General features: G+C 39.4%; 13 protein-coding genes and 1 pseudogene. 9 read left to right on the top strand and 5 right to left on the bottom strand.

What is annotated here, in order from left to right; genetic code table 11:
• Window positions 1–21 precede the first annotated feature (21 nt).
• From AN393_RS13120 to AN393_RS13105, 4 genes are all read left to right on the top strand, one after another.
• The gene (locus AN393_RS13120; protein ID WP_055015722.1) at window positions 22–534 is read left to right on the top strand and encodes a DsrE family protein; all 513 of its coding nucleotides are present in this window, start codon (window positions 22–24) and stop codon (window positions 532–534) included.
• Complete coding sequence (locus AN393_RS13115; RefSeq protein ID WP_235576203.1) at window positions 534–1,157, top strand: GDSL-type esterase/lipase family protein; 624 nt, start codon at window positions 534–536, stop codon at window positions 1,155–1,157. Before AN393_RS13120 ends, AN393_RS13115 begins: the two co-directional genes overlap by 1 nt.
• A gap of 125 nt (window positions 1,158–1,282) precedes the next feature.
• Window positions 1,283–2,833, top strand: coding sequence for an EAL domain-containing protein (locus AN393_RS13110; RefSeq protein WP_055018347.1), 1,551 nt, complete (start codon window positions 1,283–1,285; stop codon window positions 2,831–2,833).
• A gap of 58 nt (window positions 2,834–2,891) precedes the next feature.
• Window positions 2,892–3,413, top strand: a complete 522-nt coding sequence (locus AN393_RS13105) for a hypothetical protein (RefSeq protein ID WP_055018310.1) — start codon at window positions 2,892–2,894, stop codon at window positions 3,411–3,413.
• A gap of 33 nt (window positions 3,414–3,446) precedes the next feature.
• On the opposite strand, the gene AN393_RS13100 is transcribed toward AN393_RS13105, so the two are convergent.
• Window positions 3,447–5,696 (bottom strand): TonB-dependent receptor, encoded by a 2,250-nt coding sequence (locus AN393_RS13100; RefSeq protein ID WP_055018309.1) that lies wholly within the window; start codon window positions 5,694–5,696, stop codon window positions 3,447–3,449.
• A 277-nt stretch (window positions 5,697–5,973) separates the two neighbouring features.
• Between AN393_RS13100 and AN393_RS13095 the strand changes: the two are divergent.
• From AN393_RS13095 to AN393_RS13080, 4 genes and pseudogenes are all read left to right on the top strand, one after another.
• Window positions 5,974–6,984: pseudogene (locus tag AN393_RS13095) on the top strand (LacI family DNA-binding transcriptional regulator); the annotation flags it as partial.
• Window positions 6,985–7,149: 165 nt separating this feature from the next.
• Window positions 7,150–8,388, top strand: coding sequence for a sugar MFS transporter (locus AN393_RS13090; RefSeq protein WP_055018307.1), 1,239 nt, complete (start codon window positions 7,150–7,152; stop codon window positions 8,386–8,388).
• A gap of 16 nt (window positions 8,389–8,404) precedes the next feature.
• Complete coding sequence (gene treF / locus AN393_RS13085) at window positions 8,405–9,907, top strand: alpha,alpha-trehalase TreF (RefSeq protein ID WP_055018306.1); 1,503 nt, start codon at window positions 8,405–8,407, stop codon at window positions 9,905–9,907.
• A gap of 172 nt (window positions 9,908–10,079) precedes the next feature.
• On the top strand, window positions 10,080–10,769 hold the full coding sequence (locus AN393_RS13080) for a response regulator transcription factor (protein ID WP_055018305.1): 690 nt from the start codon (window positions 10,080–10,082) through the stop codon (window positions 10,767–10,769).
• A 91-nt stretch (window positions 10,770–10,860) separates the two neighbouring features.
• On the opposite strand, the gene AN393_RS13075 is transcribed toward AN393_RS13080, so the two are convergent.
• Genes AN393_RS13075 through AN393_RS13060 form a run of 4 tightly spaced genes read right to left on the bottom strand, consistent with a single transcriptional unit; the run spans window position 10,861 to window position 13,987 of the window.
• Window positions 10,861–11,634 carry a CsgG/HfaB family protein gene (locus AN393_RS13075; protein WP_055018304.1) on the bottom strand — a complete coding sequence of 258 codons (774 nt, stop codon included), beginning with the start codon at window positions 11,632–11,634 and terminating at the stop codon, window positions 10,861–10,863.
• Entirely contained in the window at window positions 11,634–12,059 is a 426-nt protein-coding gene (locus AN393_RS13070) for a curli assembly protein CsgF (RefSeq protein WP_055018303.1), read from the bottom strand. Before AN393_RS13070 ends, AN393_RS13075 begins: the two co-directional genes overlap by 1 nt.
• A complete protein-coding gene (locus tag AN393_RS13065; protein WP_055018302.1) occupies window positions 12,049–12,447 on the bottom strand; it encodes a curli production assembly/transport protein CsgE in 399 nt (132 codons plus the stop codon). Before AN393_RS13065 ends, AN393_RS13070 begins: the two co-directional genes overlap by 11 nt.
• 37 nt (window positions 12,448–12,484) lie before the next feature.
• On the bottom strand, window positions 12,485–13,987 hold the full coding sequence (locus AN393_RS13060) for a curlin (protein ID WP_055018301.1): 1,503 nt from the start codon (window positions 13,985–13,987) through the stop codon (window positions 12,485–12,487).
• A gap of 575 nt (window positions 13,988–14,562) precedes the next feature.
• On the opposite strand from AN393_RS13060, the gene AN393_RS13055 reads away from it, so the two are divergent.
• A complete protein-coding gene (locus AN393_RS13055; protein WP_055018300.1) occupies window positions 14,563–17,064 on the top strand; it encodes a S8 family serine peptidase in 2,502 nt (833 codons plus the stop codon).
• Window positions 17,065–17,304 lie beyond the last annotated feature (240 nt).

Here is a 17,304-nt window from a genome sequence, read left to right as displayed (position 1 = left end):
TAAAAAACACAGGATTGTTTTATGAAATATTTATTAGGGTTAGTACTGCTTTATAGCTCGTTTGTTAGTGCTAATGAGCAACCAATTAAAGGGTTTGGTAATTATTATGATGTACCTAAGCACGATAAAATTAATAGCTCTACGGTATTTAAAATAGCATTTGATGTTGCCGATGGCGCTAAAAAAGGCGAGCAAAATCATGCAATAAATTCGTTAGCGCGTTTTATTAACATGCATGTAGCGCATGGTGTAAAGCCTGAAAATATTCAACTTGCATTAGTTGTGCACGGTAGCGCAAGTGTGGACGTGTTAGCTAATAGCGAATATAAAAAACGCTTTAACGCTGATAATAAAAACCAAGCGTTAATAGAGCAGCTACTAACTAACAATACTAAAGTGTATGTGTGTGGACAATCGGCTACTCATTTTAAAGTAACGCCTGAACTGCTCATTGATGGCGTAAACATGTCTCTTTCTGCGATGACTGCACATGCTCAATTACAACAACAAGGCTATACACTTAATCCATTTTAATGACACAAATAACAAAAAATATACTCTGCTTTGGCGATTCGAATACGTGGGGTTTAAACCCCGAAACAGGTAAACGCTACGATGAAAATACCCGCTGGACAACGCTTTTAAATCAGCAGCTTGGCTCTGAATATAAGGTAATAGAGGCGGGGCAGCCAAATCGTACTTTGGTAAATAACCCGCCATTTTCAGGCAACCTAAACGGTATTAGCTATTTAAAGCCCTACTTAGAGCAGTATGAGGTGAGTACGATTGTTATTGCGCTGGGCACCAACGACTTAAAAAAACGTTTTAACTTAGCGCCTGTAAATATTGCAAGCGGCTTGGCAAGCCTTATCACCTCTATTAAACACTTTTATGCCGATGGCAAGTTACCCAATATAGTGTTATTCGGCCCTTTATTTATTAACCCTCAGCACGCTTTAAGCAATATTTATTTCAATTGTCATCAAAAATTACAGCCCTTAAACGCTCACTTTAAACGTATAGCACAAGAGCATGCGCTTAATTACGTTGATATATCACACCTTAACGCCCCTTTTGGGTGCGATGGTATACATTTAAATTACCAAGGCCATAAGCAGCTTTGCGAGCGGCTAAATCGCGTAATTTCTAAATTATAGTTTAAACAAATCAATAAATTAAAGCGCAAGGGGCTTTAATTATTTTACAAGCTTAATTGCTTTTATGCTCAGGTATGCAATTATTATGGCACCTGAATCACTCACAGCTTATTTTAAAAGGCGTTATGAAACAATATCAACGTAGGTCGTTAATTGCTGTAGTAAGCGGTATCGTCGTTTTTGCGGTATGTGCTAGCACATTACTTTATTTTGCTGCACAAAAGCTTGGTAGGCAGTTAGCGCGCGATTCAAATTATATTGTTAAACATATAGATGCGGCCGTAAATGAGCGAAGTAAAATTTTATCACATTTAAATAGCCTAAGTGCTGATAGCTGTAATAGTGATAACCTTATTGAAATGCGTCGCGCTTTATTTGATGCACAGTACGTGATAGACATTGGTTTTTTTAAAAATGATGAACTTGTGTGTACAACTGGAGCAGGCAAATTAGCCAAAACTATCCCAGATAACCCACCCGACTATATCCGAGCAGACTCTAACGACAATAAGCCTGTAAGAGTAAGGTACGAGCCGCAATTATATCTGCTTTTGTTCAGTGACCGAGCAATGGAGGTCATTATAGTTAGGCAAGGGAACTATAATTTAATTATTGATAGCCGTGCCTTTAACGATAAAGTGATTGTGTCTACTCACTGGGAAGTGCTTTACAAAAACAGCGATAACATATTTCATTTAGGTGGCGTTGAAGGTACTTACAAGCAAGTAAAAACGAATGCCTTTTTAGCTTATGAGTCAGTTATAAAATGCAGCACCCACAATCCAGGATACTGCGCGGCCGTGCAGCTGCCTTGGAGTCAATTTTTTGCTAATAATCAATTTTTATTAATTATTTCGCTTATTCTTATATCGTTAGCGGGTGTATCGAGCGGGTTGTTGATTGATTACAGCTTAGCGGCTAGGCGGTCTACAGTGACGCGCGTTCGCAAGGGGTTGAAAAAAGGCTCATTTTATTGGACTTACCAACCTATTATTTGTTTGCACACAGGTAACGTTGTTGGCTGTGAGGCATTGGCTCGCTTTGAAGACAAATACGGGGTTTTGTTCCCAGATCAATTTATTCCTATTATCCGAAAAACAAATTTAACGTGGCGCTTTACTCAAGCCATGATAGAAAAAGTACTTTGTGAACTCACAACCGTTGAGGCATTACCGCGCCATTTTAAAGTGTCTATTAATATTTTTCCGTGCGATGTTGAAACAGGCAATATTGCACTTTTAAAAGATATACCGGCACTCACTGATTCGCGGTTTATTATTTGCTTAGAAATAACAGAAGATGAATATTTAGACTCAACAGTTGCCCATACTCATTTTAAAAATTTGGTTGAGGCGGGTTTTAATTTATCGATAGATGATTTTGGTACGGGTTATTCTAACTTAAAAAATCTACAAAACTTGAGCTTCCATCAACTTAAAATTGACCGCACCTTTGTGCAAGATATAGCAACAGAAGGCTTAAAGGCATCGATGATCCCTAATATTATGGCCTTAGTGCGTAAATTTAACTACACCTGTGTGGCAGAAGGCATAGAGACCATTGAACAAGAAGCCATACTAAAACAAGCGGGCGTACACTACGGCCAAGGCTGGAAATATGCCAAGCCCATGGCACTTCGAGAGTTTAAAGCGTATTTAAAATTACAGACGGTTTAAACGTGTTTTACTTCATACACGTACCAGTATGATATTTGTAACAGTGTAAGGTTTTAAAATGATCAAAATAATAGCCAGCGGATTGATGGTGTTAATGCTTAGTGCGTGCTCAGCTCAATACCCAAACCAGCAAATTACCGGTAAGCAGTTTCCCACTATTAGCGGGCAAAGCCTAGAGCAGAAAAGCGTAACCATACCAAGTGACTTTAAAGCCGATAAAACCTTGTTACTCCTTGGCTATAAACAAGATAGCCAATTTGACATAGACCGCTGGTTGATTGGCTTAGACATGACTGGGGTTACATTACCCACTTACGAACTACCTACCATAGCAGGGATGGCACCGCGTATGTTTAGTACATTTATAGACAGCGGTATGCGCAAGGGTATTCCTAAAGAGCTATGGGGCGGGGTAATCACTATTTATGAAGATGGCGAAGCTGTGCAAAAATTTACAGGTAATAATAACCCTAATAATACACGCGTTATTTTAATAGACAGTAAAGGTAAAATTTTACATTTTTACGACAGGGGTTTTTCGGTAGAGGCGCTTAATAACCTTAAAGAAAAAATTAAATAAAGGGAGCTAAGCTCCCTTTATCATTAAGTGTATTTAAAACGCATAACTTACACTAAAGCGCGTAATACGTGGCATGATATAGCGGCCATTTGGGGCATCGGCATTACGCGGGTCGCCCTCTGTTATACCTTGCTCATCTGTTAAGTTATCAATGGCCAGTTGTAGTTTTATGCCTTCCATAGGTTCTAAAATTAAACCTAAGTCTACTTTTTCGTAGCCATCAAGAGTCACCGTGTTTTCGTTGTTACCAAAGCGATCATCAACAGCCGACAGTGTGCCATATAATGTGGCATACATACCTTGTAGCTCAAAGTCGTAGCTAGGTGTGATACGCACTTGCCATTTTGGTTGACGTTGAGACTCATTCCCTTCATTGGTAGGGCTTTGGGTTATTTCAGTTTCTTGTAATGTGGTATTTAAATTAACTGAAAAACCCGACTGATGATTAAAGTTATAATCCAGCTCAACACCGTACGCTTCGTTTGTCAAAATTTCTGCAGGTACACCTGGACGGCGTACAAATGTATCGCCTTTTACTTCATTAACAAACAAAGTGGCGTAAAAGTCTGTAGAGTCAGAAATTAGCTTGTAACCAAATTCGCCTTGGGTTACTTCTTTAATTAGCTTTTCGCCGCTTTCATAAGCGCTAAAGTTATCTCTAAAGTCATCAAAGTAAGGCATTTTATAACCACGGTTTACACGTGCAAATACACCCATGTCATCGTTTATTGAATAATTTATACCCGTAGTCCAAGATGTTTTACTTTCATCATAGTTAACTGCTTTGGTAATAATGCCATCGAGGCCTTCATCAACACTGTATTCTACTTCATGGCTTTCGTGGCGCACGCCGGCATCTAAGGTAAAGTCTTCAGCAAATTTGTATTGAGCTGTTACATAAAATGCATGGGTGCGCGCATCACCTGTTGAGCTTATATCGTAGTTAAAATCACAGCCATCAGTACTTTGATTACATTCAATGCCAGTTAGCGACTCGCCACCTGCTTCTAATACGTGGTAAGCCGTATTACCTAAGCTCCACCAATCGTTTGCAGATGTAGTAGCTGTGTAGTAACCAAAAGTGGCTGATAAATCATCAAATTGCTTTGAAAAAGCTAAATCGTTAGTAAATGAGCTAATTTCTTTAAGTACAACCCAACGGCCAAGTTGTTGTATTGGGGTATCGCTTGTGTACTCAGTATTACTTACTGCGCCAAACGCGGTTTGACCATTATCGGCAACTGCGCCAACCGTGGTTGCCGAGCCACTTGGCACTAACCCGTATGTATTGGCATCTCCTTTAGTTATATTAAATCGGTCAGAAAATTGCCAGCCATTATCAAGCTCTAGCTTAATGCTACCGCCTGTAACATGGCCATCCCAACCTCGGCCATCACCTAAGTCTATATCGTGTGCTTGTGCATCGGGGCCTGTGAATATAGTGGCTTGGCGGTTTAACGTACCAAGTTGCGTATACTCTGCGTCAATCCCTTCTATATTAAGAGGGGTTGGTAAGTACCATGCACCATGGTCATCTGTTTGGCGGGTATAAAAGTTAAGCTCGCCGTTATCTAAATCTTTAGTAATATTAATGGTAAATTGGCTGCCTTTCTCAGAGGTAAAACCTGCATCACGGATACCCGGTGAGCTTTTTACATATCCGCCAACCATAAAGTATAAATCGTCAGTAATTTCACCACTAATAACAGCATCTACACGTTGTAAGTCGTAATCTGATGTGGTGTATTTAAATAAGCCTTCGGTGTCTTCACTGCCACGTTTTAGCCTAAAGTTAGTTGTTAAACCAGGTTGGCCGTTTGATAAAACAGGGTTTGGTCCACCGCGTAAAGCTTCCATAGTTTCAATGGTTTCATCAATTCTAAATAGTGAGGAGTTTTCTAAAAACGATAATGTAGGAGCAGGGTAAATGGGTGACCCTTCAATGCTTAAGGTTAAAAATGGCGCGTCACCGCCGCCAGGAAAACCACGTACAAATACATTAGCGCCCGATTCACCCCCTGAGCTTTCAACCCAAACCCCAGGTACAGCTTTAAACAGGTCGGCAGTGCTTTTTGGTGAAAGCTTAATAATTTGTTGGCTATCGATATTTGTAACAGCGTAGCCTGCATCAATTTTTCTGATGCCAACGCCTGTAGGTGTGCCCGAAACAACAATACGCTCAACCTTAGTTTCTGCTGCTTGCTCTTGTGCAAAGGTGCTGTGAGAGCCCAAGGCTAAAGTTATAGCGCACGCTAATGTACTTTTTGCTTTATTGAATGTCATGTGTGATCCCGTTTTTAGTGTGTTAAACAGTGTGTTTTTTACTGCCTGCACATAACGTTTTTATGTAAACAGGCTGTATATGGTGAAACCATAAAGATTAATGCAAACGTTTGCAATATTTATTTGTAAATTATTTATGAATTTAATTGTGTGAATATTGAGCGCAATACTCGAGGTATGGTTTTTTTAGCCAGTGAGGCAAGCCAGAGAAAATTAATAATGCTATATTGTCAGTCAGTTACACTAAACATTAGTTAATACAACGCGGCTTAGGGTTTTCATGGATAACAAAAAAATAAAATTAGCTGATCTAGCAAAGCTGGCAGGGGTATCTACCTCTACGGTTTCGCGTGCATTAAATGATAACCCTTTAATAAAACAAGAAACACGCGATAAATTAAAACAACTCGCCAAAGAGCATAATTTTAGTTTAAACACCGCTGCAAGCCGCTTACGTACTCAAAAAACAAATGTTGTTGCTGTTATCATTAACTTAGATGAACAAACCGAACAATCGATTAGCGATCCGTTCTTACTTAAAGTGGTTAGCGAAATTAACCTTGCACTAAATCAGCAAGGCCTAGAGCTTTTATTGTCTAATTCAATAATGGCGCAGCACGATTGGGCCAATTATTTTATAAATGGTCGCAGAGCCGATGGCATTATCGTGGTTGGGCAAGGTAAAGATCAGCGTAATATAGAGGCGGCTGCTAAAGCGGGGATCCCTTTGGTTGTATGGGGAGACCCTAAAACACCCAGTAATTACCCCATTGTAGGCAGTGATAACTACCTAGGTGGAATGCAAGCAACGGCGCATTTAATCGAACACGGTGCAAAAAATATTTTATTTTTAGGCGACCCAGAACACGGCGAAATTAGCGAAAGGCACCGTGGATATGCGGCCGCGTTATCTACACATAAATTAGAGCAACATGTTGTTTCTATTGATATTACTAGTAGTTCGGCGTATCAAGAAATTAATAGTTTATTGCGTGAAAAAGGGCTCTACTTTGATGCAATTATGGCCTGTAGCGACATGGTTGCCTTAGGTGCAATGAAGGCATTAAAAGAGCGCTATGTCAGTATTCCTAACGATGTTGCATTGGTTGGTTTTGACGATATAGCAATGGCAGATATTAGCCATCCGTCGCTTTCAACAATTAAACAAAATACACAAATAGCGGCTGAACTTTTAGTTAAAAAGCTTATTCAACAATTTATGGGTGAAAAAGTTGAATCTCAAGTTATTGATATAGAGCTAATAACTCGCCAATCGAGTAAGCGCTGAAGTATGACTAATAGAAGTTAATTTAAAAAACTTAAAATGCAAACGATTGCATTGGTTTTTATTCTACACTAAACTCAATGTTCACTGACACAAACACACACGCTAATTACCTAAAGGTGTTAGCTTTAATTGTTATGGCGTACTGCGCTATAAGTAAGGCAAGCTATGAGTAAAACAAAAATTACACTCGCAATTGCTGCAAGCTATTTTATTTTCGCAATATTATTAAATAGCGTAGGAACAGTCATTTTGCAGGCAATAAATACACTGGGCGTTAGCAAAACTGAGGCGTCTGTTTTAGAAGGGTTTAAAGACTTATCAATTGCGATAATGTCTTTTGCAGTTGCTTCGTTCATTCCTAGATTAGGTTATAAGCTCGCAATGCTAGGCGCTTTAGCTGTTGTTGCATTAGCGTGCTTAAGCACTGCAATGATTAGCGAATTTTATATGTTTAAACTGCTATTTGCAGTGATAGGCTGTGGTTTTGCGGTAGTCAAAGTGTCTGTTTATTCAATTATTGGCCAAGTAACCGACGATGCTAACGGTCATTCGTCACTGTTAAACACCATAGAGGGTATTTTTATGGTGGGTGTGTTAAGCGGCTATTGGATTTTTACTGCATTTATAAATCCCGGCGAGCCTAGTGCGTGGCTAAATGTATATTACGCGTTGGCTGCACTTACTTTAGTTGTGATTTTAAGCGTTATAGCTGCACCTATAAAACCCGCGCTACAAAGCAACAAAAGCAGTTCGAGCTTAAGTGACTTTATCGCTATGCTTAAGTTAACGTATCAGCCCCTGGTACTTATTTTTATTATAAGTGCATTTTTATACGTCCTAATTGAACAAGGGGTAGGTACTTGGCTGCCAACTTTTAATAACCAAGTTTTACAATTGCCTGTGGCTATAAGTATTCAGTTAGCGAGTATTTTTGCAGCGGCGTTAGCGCTTGGCCGTTTAGTTGCGGGGCAGGTGCTTAAGCACATTAATTGGTTTTTTGTGCTGTGTGGATGCTTAGTCGCTATGGCATTACTTATTATTATAACGTTACCCCTAACTGAAAACCTACCTAATACAGCAATTACTCGATTATTTGACGCACCGCTGGCCGCCTTTGTTTTGCCCCTTATTGGTTTTTTTATGGCGCCAATTTATCCAGTGTTAAATTCGGTAATGCTTAGTGCTTTAGAAAAGCACCAACATGCAGCTATGACAGGGTTAATTGTTGTGTTTTCAGCACTTGGAGGCACAACTGGTTCAATGATCACAGGTTATGTATTTGAGCATTTTAGCGGTCAGTACGCATTTTACTTCTCGTTAATACCTATTAGCTTAATTTTTATAAGCGTGATTATTTTTAAACAGCGCACCCGCGCCATTTCTCAGCACGTTGCCCGCATATAATTGATTTAGGATTGTTATGAATTTTTTTGAAAGCCAGTTATTTAAAGATGTACAGACCCAACATATTTTTGATGACTGTAAAACATTTGCAGATGCAACTGCACGAACCAGCTGGCAAAGTGCATGTAAACACTATGAGCAAGTAGCACCGCTTAATCAAGCTCAATTAAAAGAGTTTGTAAATGAGCACTTTATTACAACGCCCTTACTACGTATGCAAAGTGAGCCAGATCCTTCAAGCGTTAAACACTACATCAACTCTTTATGGCATGGTTTGAGGCGGGAGGCTGATAAACCTAAAGCCGACTCTTTATTAGCATTAAAGCATAGCTACATTGTGCCAGGTGGGCGTTTTCAGGAGATATACTACTGGGATAGCTACTTTACAGCGCTTGGCTTAATAGATGCTAATAAACCCGAGATTGTTGAAGATATGCTGCAAAACTTTATCGACCTTATAAACGATTATGGGTGCATTCCAAATGGCAACCGCAGTTACTATTTATCGCGTTCGCAGCCACCTATTTTAGCCCTAATGGTTGAATTGCTATGGCAGCACGAACACAGTAAATCCAATAATGTGGCATGGCTTGAAAAGTGTGTTATTGCGCTTCAAAAAGAGTATGCGTTTTGGATGCAAGGCGCAGAAGAGCTTACTAACGAGAAACCGGCACTAAGACGAGTTGTAAAAATGCCATGCGGCGGCAAGCTAAATCGTTATTGGGATGATGAGGCAACTCCTAGGGCTGAATCTCTTAGAGAAGATCTAGCCCTCGCAGCGGGTTTAGCTGACCATAAAAAGCCTGACTTTTATAGGCATATACGTGCAGCGTGTGAATCAGGCTGGGACTTTAGTTCCCGCTGGCTAGCTGAGCCTAATTCACTTAGCTCTATACAAACGACCGATATACTACCCATTGATCTTAATTGTTTACTTTACAACCTAGAAAAACAGCTTAGTAAGTTTAATAAGCTGCTAGGTATTAGCCAACAAGCTGATTTATTTAGCGACTACGCAACAGCTCGCCGCTCACTGATTAATAAATACATGTGGAGTGAGCAATATCACTTTTTTGTTGATTATAATCATTGCAAAGCGAGTCAATCCAAGGTGTTAAGCGCTGCCGCAAGTACTGCATTATTTTTTAACTTAGCGTCTGAGCAACAAGCACAACATGTAGCCGAGCGACTAAGCCGCGACTTTTTAAAGGCCGGTGGCATAGTTACTACCGTTACCTCTACATCACAGCAATGGGATAGTCCAAATGGGTGGGCGCCGCTGCAGTGGTTTGCCGTCAAAGGACTTAATAATTACGGTTTTAGCTGTCTCAGTAAGCGTATAATGCAAAACTGGTTAACGATGGTAGAAAACGATTTTTCACTTAATCATTGCTTACTTGAAAAATACAATGTGTGCATGCCGCAATTAAAAGCAGGGGGAGGGGAATACGTTGTTCAGCAAGGCTTTGGTTGGACTAACGGGGTTACTTCACGCTTTTATACGTTATGTGAGGACTGATCAGAGCAGTGTGTTATATGAAAAAACAAACACTTTATTAAGCTAACTTATTGTAAATATTGGGTTAATATAATTAATGCGTATCTTTTCTTTGTGGTAATAATACCAAAATCGCATTGAAAGTTGTTTATAAATTCGGTAATGTGGAATAAACGTTTCAAGGAAGAAATTTATGCTACAGCCACACTCCGTTTTTATAAAAACTACGTTTCAATCTTCTTTTCACTGCGAAAGCTACACAACTATTTTAAAAACCATGCAAGCCATTTTTGGTGATATAAAAATGGATGACGCTATCCCTAAAAATGAGCAAAGGGAGAAGTTTGATTTATTTTTAATAGATGGCGCTAAAAATAACTGGTTAGATTTACTACCTGCTGATTTAATTTGCTTAGCTAAAAAGCACAAAGTGGTGTTATTTAATGTAGAGCCCAGTGCAGTATGTGAAAAAAACTTATTGCTCAATCATTTTAATGGCGTGTTTTATAAATCTGATGCGCCAGAAGATATATTTAAAGGGCTTGTAAGAATAACGTCTGGTGAATTGTGGTTTACGCGCAAAGTTATATCTAAAGCATTTTCAGATATTCTTTCTGTGGCCTCTTCGTTTAATAGCTTACAAGAAGATATAACCCTAAAAAAAGGGGATTATGCGCATCTTACTAAGCGCGAAAAATCGGTTATTCACTTAATTGCCCAAGGGGCAAGCAATAATGCCATTGCCGATAAGCTTAATATAAGTGATCACACCGTTAAAACACATTTGTACAGTGCCTTTAAAAAAACCAATTCGCGCAACCGTGTAGAGTTGGCAAATTGGGCTCAGCGTTATATATCGGTTTTATTACCTATGGCTAAGTAGTTAAACCGATTTAATATTTTTAGTTTAAGTTTAAGCAAAAAAGTGTTTTATATAAAAAGGCTACATCATGTAGCCTTTTTAGTCTTTAAATTTAGGCTGCTTTTTTCGCCCATAACCCTCTATCAATACCTTTTGTAATTAAGTCTGTGAGTGCTTTTTCAATAGCTTGGGTCACACAAATACTCATTGGCTCATTATCACTAAAGCCCGCCTCGGCTTCAGCCAGTCGTTTGTAACTTACATACCTAAAAAAGCCTGCACGCATTTCTTGGCTTAGCACTTTTTTGCTGGTGGCAACGCTCAAGAGTACTTGGCCGGTGCGAACATCAACTGCACGTAAATAGATAGAGATGGCATCTTCTCGGTAAAGCTCTGAAGCCCCAATACCAAAATACTCCATGCCTAAGCCGCCCGTTTTTACGTTGGTATCGTAGCTAATAATACCGCCTTCTAAAATTATTTTAGCGGTGGTTAGCGGCGGTAAATCTGGTTGGTTAGGATTGTCAGATTTACCAGCTCGAATAATTTTTCGCTCGGTTAAAATATTCTGTAAGCCTTCGCGTTCAACCGGCGTAAACCAATCAGATTCGTGCAAAGCTTGCACTAAAATAGAGTTAGCACCTTGTGTAACCGCTGTTGAAAACGAGCTTACATTAGTTTGTGGCTTATATTGGCCTGTTTGGTCTCTAAACGAATACACAGACACAGGGATACTGCCTACAGGTTTAGGTAAGTTTTTTAAATCACTAAATATTTCTGTTGGTTCAAGTGTTGTAGCAACTTGTTGTGAAGGCGGAATTAAATTACTCATGCCAGCACAACCGGTTAAGCTTAAAAGCGTTAGTGTTATTATTAGTTTATGCATTATCCGAACCTCGGTACTTCAATGATCACCACTGAGTCATCTAATATATTGGTTATTTTTACAGTTATAGTATCTGTTGTGCTGGTTATTACTTCTATTTGATAGTCTCCACTCATAAATATTGAGTCTTGATCAAAAATACTGTTTTCAACATCTTCCCCAAATGCCATATCAGTAATTTCACGTACCATTTGGTTTAAGTAAGTGCGCTCGAGTGTTTCCTGAAACTGCTCTGCATAGCCTTTTTCAACAGTTGGGGCTTTGTGCTTGTTTTGCGCTTGTGCTTTACTAAGCAGCATTGTGGCATTGAGTGGGTTACCACCAAAGCTTGGGTTGATTGGGGTATAAATAATTTCAGTTGCCGAGGCTGAAAAACTAAGTGTTGTTATTATTATAAGTGCTATTTTTTTCATTTTACCATCCATTTACTGCCATATCGGGTGACGATGTAGTCATATTTGAGCGTGCCATCGCTTCTATTACAGTGTAAACAGCTTGCTCAACGCGTTCGTCGAGGGGCGCTAATCTACGTCCTAAATAGGTTACATATACGAGTTCATTATTCATAATTAGCGAAAGCTTTGTGCCCGCTTTTGGTATTACCGTTTCTTTTATTTCTATATTAAAACCGGCAGTGGAGGGGAGGTCTCGCCAGTAATTCGAAAATTCGTAATAAAATTGATGGCCAAAACGGCTAATGCTTCTATCAAGCAGTAAGCCATCTATTTCCAGTTCTTGCTCGGCAGCGCTGAGCGAAGAAAAAAGAAGTAAAAAGCTAAGTAGGAAGTAACGTAAGTGAATATTTATTTTCATAATAAAATGGGGAGGGCTAACCTCCCCACCTCAATAATTACATTTGTGTAATTGTTGCAGTGTTGCCATCACCAATTTGTGTAACAGAAACCGTGCTGTCGTAGCCAATAACTGAACCTTCCACAAGGTTGTCGTTACCTACCTGAGTGACTGTGAATGACACGTTTTCACCGCCCACTAAAAAGGCAGACTGACCAACGCCACCTACCCAGTTACCTTCACCTTCTTGTGAAATATCAATACTATGGCTACTGCCTTCAACCATCATATCAACTAGGTTTAACATACCATCTTGCGCAATATCGATTTGGTTATCGTTGCTATCTAAAATACCCGCAAGTGTTACAACCGCTTCGTTTTGAGTACCCGTTTGTGAAATATCAATATCGTTATCGTTTGATGTAAGCGATACATCAGGATACGACGATTGCACCAGCATGGTATTTTCATCACCAGATTGAACTAAATCAACATCGTTACCTGTGCCGTTAAAATTAGCAAGGTGAACCGAGTTTAAGTCGCCAACTTGAGTGGTTGAAAACTCATTATCAGAGCCAATTACACCCATGTAAGATTCGTTCAAGTCACCGCTTTGGAGTGAAGTTAGCTCATTATTGTCACCAATTAAATCGGCTGTCATTAAGTTTTCAGCACCATTTTGCGTTGCTGTTACTTCGTTGTTTACACCTTCAAATAAGTTTGACTCAATAGTATTAAGCGAACCTTCTTGATCTAAATCTATTTGGTTATCATCACCTACAACAGCTGCAAACGTTACTGCATTTGTTAAGCCATCTTGCTCAACGTCAATCTCATTAGCATCACCAGAGATATCGCTAAATGTTACAGCATTTCGGTCGCCGCTTTGCTCAACATCAAGCTCGTTTTCATCACCTTGTAAGCTACTTACTTTAAAGGTATTCCAAAAGCCATCTTGTTCTAGACTTAAAGTGTTTTCGTCTCCCGTAAGCATAGTGATTTCTGCTTCATGCCATTCACCCTCTTGCAAAGCGCTAATTTCATTTGCATTACCTTGCATATCCATATTGTAGAACCAGTGGCCGCCGTTGCCTTGCTCTACATCAATAAGGTTGTCATCACCAGTTACAATGTTAATCGCTTCGTTATTTACAAAAAAGCCTTGGCCAAATTGACTAACAAATAACATGTTGTTGTTACCTGTTACCTCGGAGATAAAGCCATTAGCAACGCCATCTTGCGAGTACACCTGTATATTGTTATCGCCAGTTGTGGTTACTTCGGCATAATTACCAAATTGGTTTTGTACAACTTCAGTTTCATTATTGTTACCTGTAGTAGTAACAACCATGGTGTTGCTGTCACCCTCTTGATAAAGAAGTGCGTTATTTTCATTTGAAGTCTGACTTAGGGTTAAGCTGTTTTCTAAGTTCTCAGTAGAGACTTGTGTACTTAGCTGTGAGCTTGATATTGATTTATTTTGTGTATCTGCATGTGAAGCAAAGCTAGTACCCACTGCTAATGCAACAGCGCAGCTTAAAAGTGTTTTATTCAACTTCATTATTTATTCTCCTTGAAATAGTAAAATCAAATACCTTAAGTGTTATAAATTTTAATAAGATATTTTCGCTCAGCATGCCGTGCTGAAATAATGGTGTGATCCACTCTTCAATTTGATTTTGTAAATCGTTTGTTATTACAAATAAAGAAATTTAATCCTGTCATCTTTATTAAATATAAAGCGAATAAACTTTTTTGTAAGAACACCTTCACTGTATTCCTCCTGACAATAGACTTAAATCATCTTTTTTTACCAATTTTATTTTTGTTAAATTTCATGGTCTTACAGGGAAGTATTCATATGGGAACAAAAAAAGAAAGAAAAACTAGTAAAAATGTTTGGTCCTTAAAAAGGTAAAAATGCGATGAGTTATTTCATAAAAATGGCTGTGTTGCATGTTTTTTTGTTAATCAGCCTGGTTAAAAATGTTGATTTTTAGTTGTTTGTTATTTTTTTGGCTTGTGTAAATTCATATTTCTTAGTCTTCTAGTTCTATGCCACGTGATCCTCTTGTATTTGAAGTTGTAAGTAAACTTACTTAGTACCACTAAGTTAAACTAACTATGGATAGAACAATGAAAACAAAATTATCTATTATCACTCTTGCTTTACTTCCTTGCTTAGCTGCTGCAAAACTACCTGATGCAGGTGTTAAACAGCCTGTTGTAGTAAGTAGCGATGCCTTAATTGTTAAATACAAAAAAAATGCATCCGCACAAATGCGTAAACAAGCCCGTTCGTTAGTGAAAGCAAAAATTTCAGATGTAAACGCAGATGAAATTGATGATAACTATAAGTCTTTACTTTCTGGGCGTTTAGCTAAGTTTAAAATTTCAGGCATGAGTACTAAAGAAGCAATCGCTCGATTAAAATCACATCAAGCCATTGAATACGTTGAGCCTGATTATCAAGTAAGTATTGCAGGTACCCCTGATGACCCACGTTTTGACGAGTTATGGGGCTTGAATAACGAGGGTCAAACAGGGGGTACTGCCGATGCTGATATTGATGCCGTAGAAGCGTGGGATATTTCGACGGGTAGCCGCGATGTTGTAGTAGGTGTAATTGATACAGGTATTGACTATAGCCACAGCGATTTAGCGAGCAATATGTGGGTAAATAGCAGTGAAATACCAGGAGATGGCATCGATAATGACGGTAATGGCTTTGTAGATGACGTGCACGGTATTAATGCAATTACCAACACTGGTGACCCTATGGATGATGAAGGCCATGGTACTCACGTATCTGGCACCATTGGTGCTAGCGGTAATAATGCAACAGGTGTTGTGGGCGTTAACCACGAAGTATCACTTGTAGGTTGTAAGTTTTTAGATGCTGCAGGTAATGGTTCAACATCAGACGCTATTAAGTGTATTGACTACATGGTAGGACTTAAAAATGCCGGTGTTAACTTACGCGTATTAAATAATAGCTGGGGCGGTGGCGGTTATAGCCAAGCTCTAGCAGATGCAATTGCATCAAGCGAAGCGGCCGATTTACTGTTTGTAGCCGCAGCGGGTAACGACACAATAGATAACGATGTTAACCCTCATTATCCTTCTAACTACGAAAACGCAAGTGTATTATCGGTTGCAAGTACGGATCAAACCGATAATATTTCATGGTTCTCACATTATGGTTTAACAAGCGTTGATATGGGCGCCCCTGGTAGTGCTATTTTATCGACCACACCAGGTGAGAGCTACGCATCTTATTCTGGCACATCAATGGCGACGCCTCATGTTGCAGGTGCTGCTGCGTTAGTGTTATCTATTAATCCTGAACTAAACACGCAAGAGCTTAAAGAGTTACTAATGAGCTCTGGTGATGCAAATGCGGCACTACAAGGTGTAACGGTGGCAGGTACTCGTCTTAATGTGAATCAAGCACTTATTGATGCAGATCCTACACCTGGCTTTAAAATTTCAGCCAATCCACTTACGCAACAAATTGTAGCGGGACAAGCTACAAATTACACATTTACTATTGGCTCAATTGCCGAGTGGGATGAGGAAGTAACACTTGAACTATCATCAGCATTAGGTGGTGCTTATTTGTCGGCTAGCACTGCGCGCCCTGGTGATGATGTAATGCTTAACGTTGAAACTGACACTGATACACAGTGGGGTGAATACGAGCTAACAGTGATTGCAACAGCGGGTGACATTGTTAAAGAGCAATCAGTTAAGTTAATGGTTCAACCTGTTGGCTTAAACGACTTTACTTACAGCAGTAACGCAAGTGTTGATATTCCTGATAACTCGCCAGTAGGCGCTGTGTCAGTAATTAATGTACCTGATGATTTAACTGTATTTGGTACAACCGCTAATGTTGATATTACGCACACTTACTCAGGCGACTTAGTGGTTAAGTTAGTATCAGCACAAGGTACACAGGTAACACTACAAAGCAATGTAGGTGGCTCAAACGACGACATAGTAAGAAGCTTTACGTCTGAGTCTTTTAACGGTGAAGTGGCAACAGGTGATTGGACGCTACACGTAGAAGATACCGCAGCAGCTGATACAGGTACAATTAATACTTGGTCTCTTACATTAAGCGCTATTGGCGAAGTTAGCCCACAACCACCGCGTGCGGGCTTTGATGTAGAAACACAAGGCTTAACCGTTAACTTTACAGATACAAGTACGGATGCAAATAACGATATTACACAGTGGAGTTGGGATTTTGGTGATGGTGCAACATCATCAGATCAAAACCCAATGCATGTGTATGCAGCATCAGGTAATTACGATGTTGAACTAACGGTAACAGACAGTGAAGGCAACACTAATACTTCAGCTCAAACGGTTGTAGTAAGTGATGTAGAGCTTGAGCTTACACTTAAACGCGCTAATAAATCTCGCCTTGATACCATGCGTGTAGATTTAAGCTGGGAGCGTGTGGGCGCTGAGTCGTTAAGCGTATACCGTAACGGTGAGCTGGTTGATACCACATCAGACAACGGCCGTTACCGTGATTATGTACGTGGTGCTACATTACCATCGTACGATTACCAATTATGTGTAACTGAAAATGTATGTTCTAACATCATTACAGTGTCATTTAATTAACTACTCCTAAAGTGACCTTAAGCCCAGCACTGCTGGGCTTTTTTTGTTTTACGATAAATCTTATAAGCTCTTAGAGTTTAGTTTGAACGGCTCACATCTAGGCTTTTTTATACCAAACCGCATAATTAAGTGATCTATTTTGAGGATGGATAAACGTGTTGATAGCAAGACAAAAAATTCGCTATTTAGTTGTTCTCGGCAATTGCTCCTGCATTGCTCTACCTTCTGCATCCATGCAGT

This window comes from Pseudoalteromonas sp. P1-25 (genome assembly GCF_001401805.1).
Lineage (GTDB): Bacteria > Pseudomonadota > Gammaproteobacteria > Enterobacterales > Alteromonadaceae > Pseudoalteromonas.
This window is presented reverse-complemented; position numbering and strand designations above follow the sequence as displayed.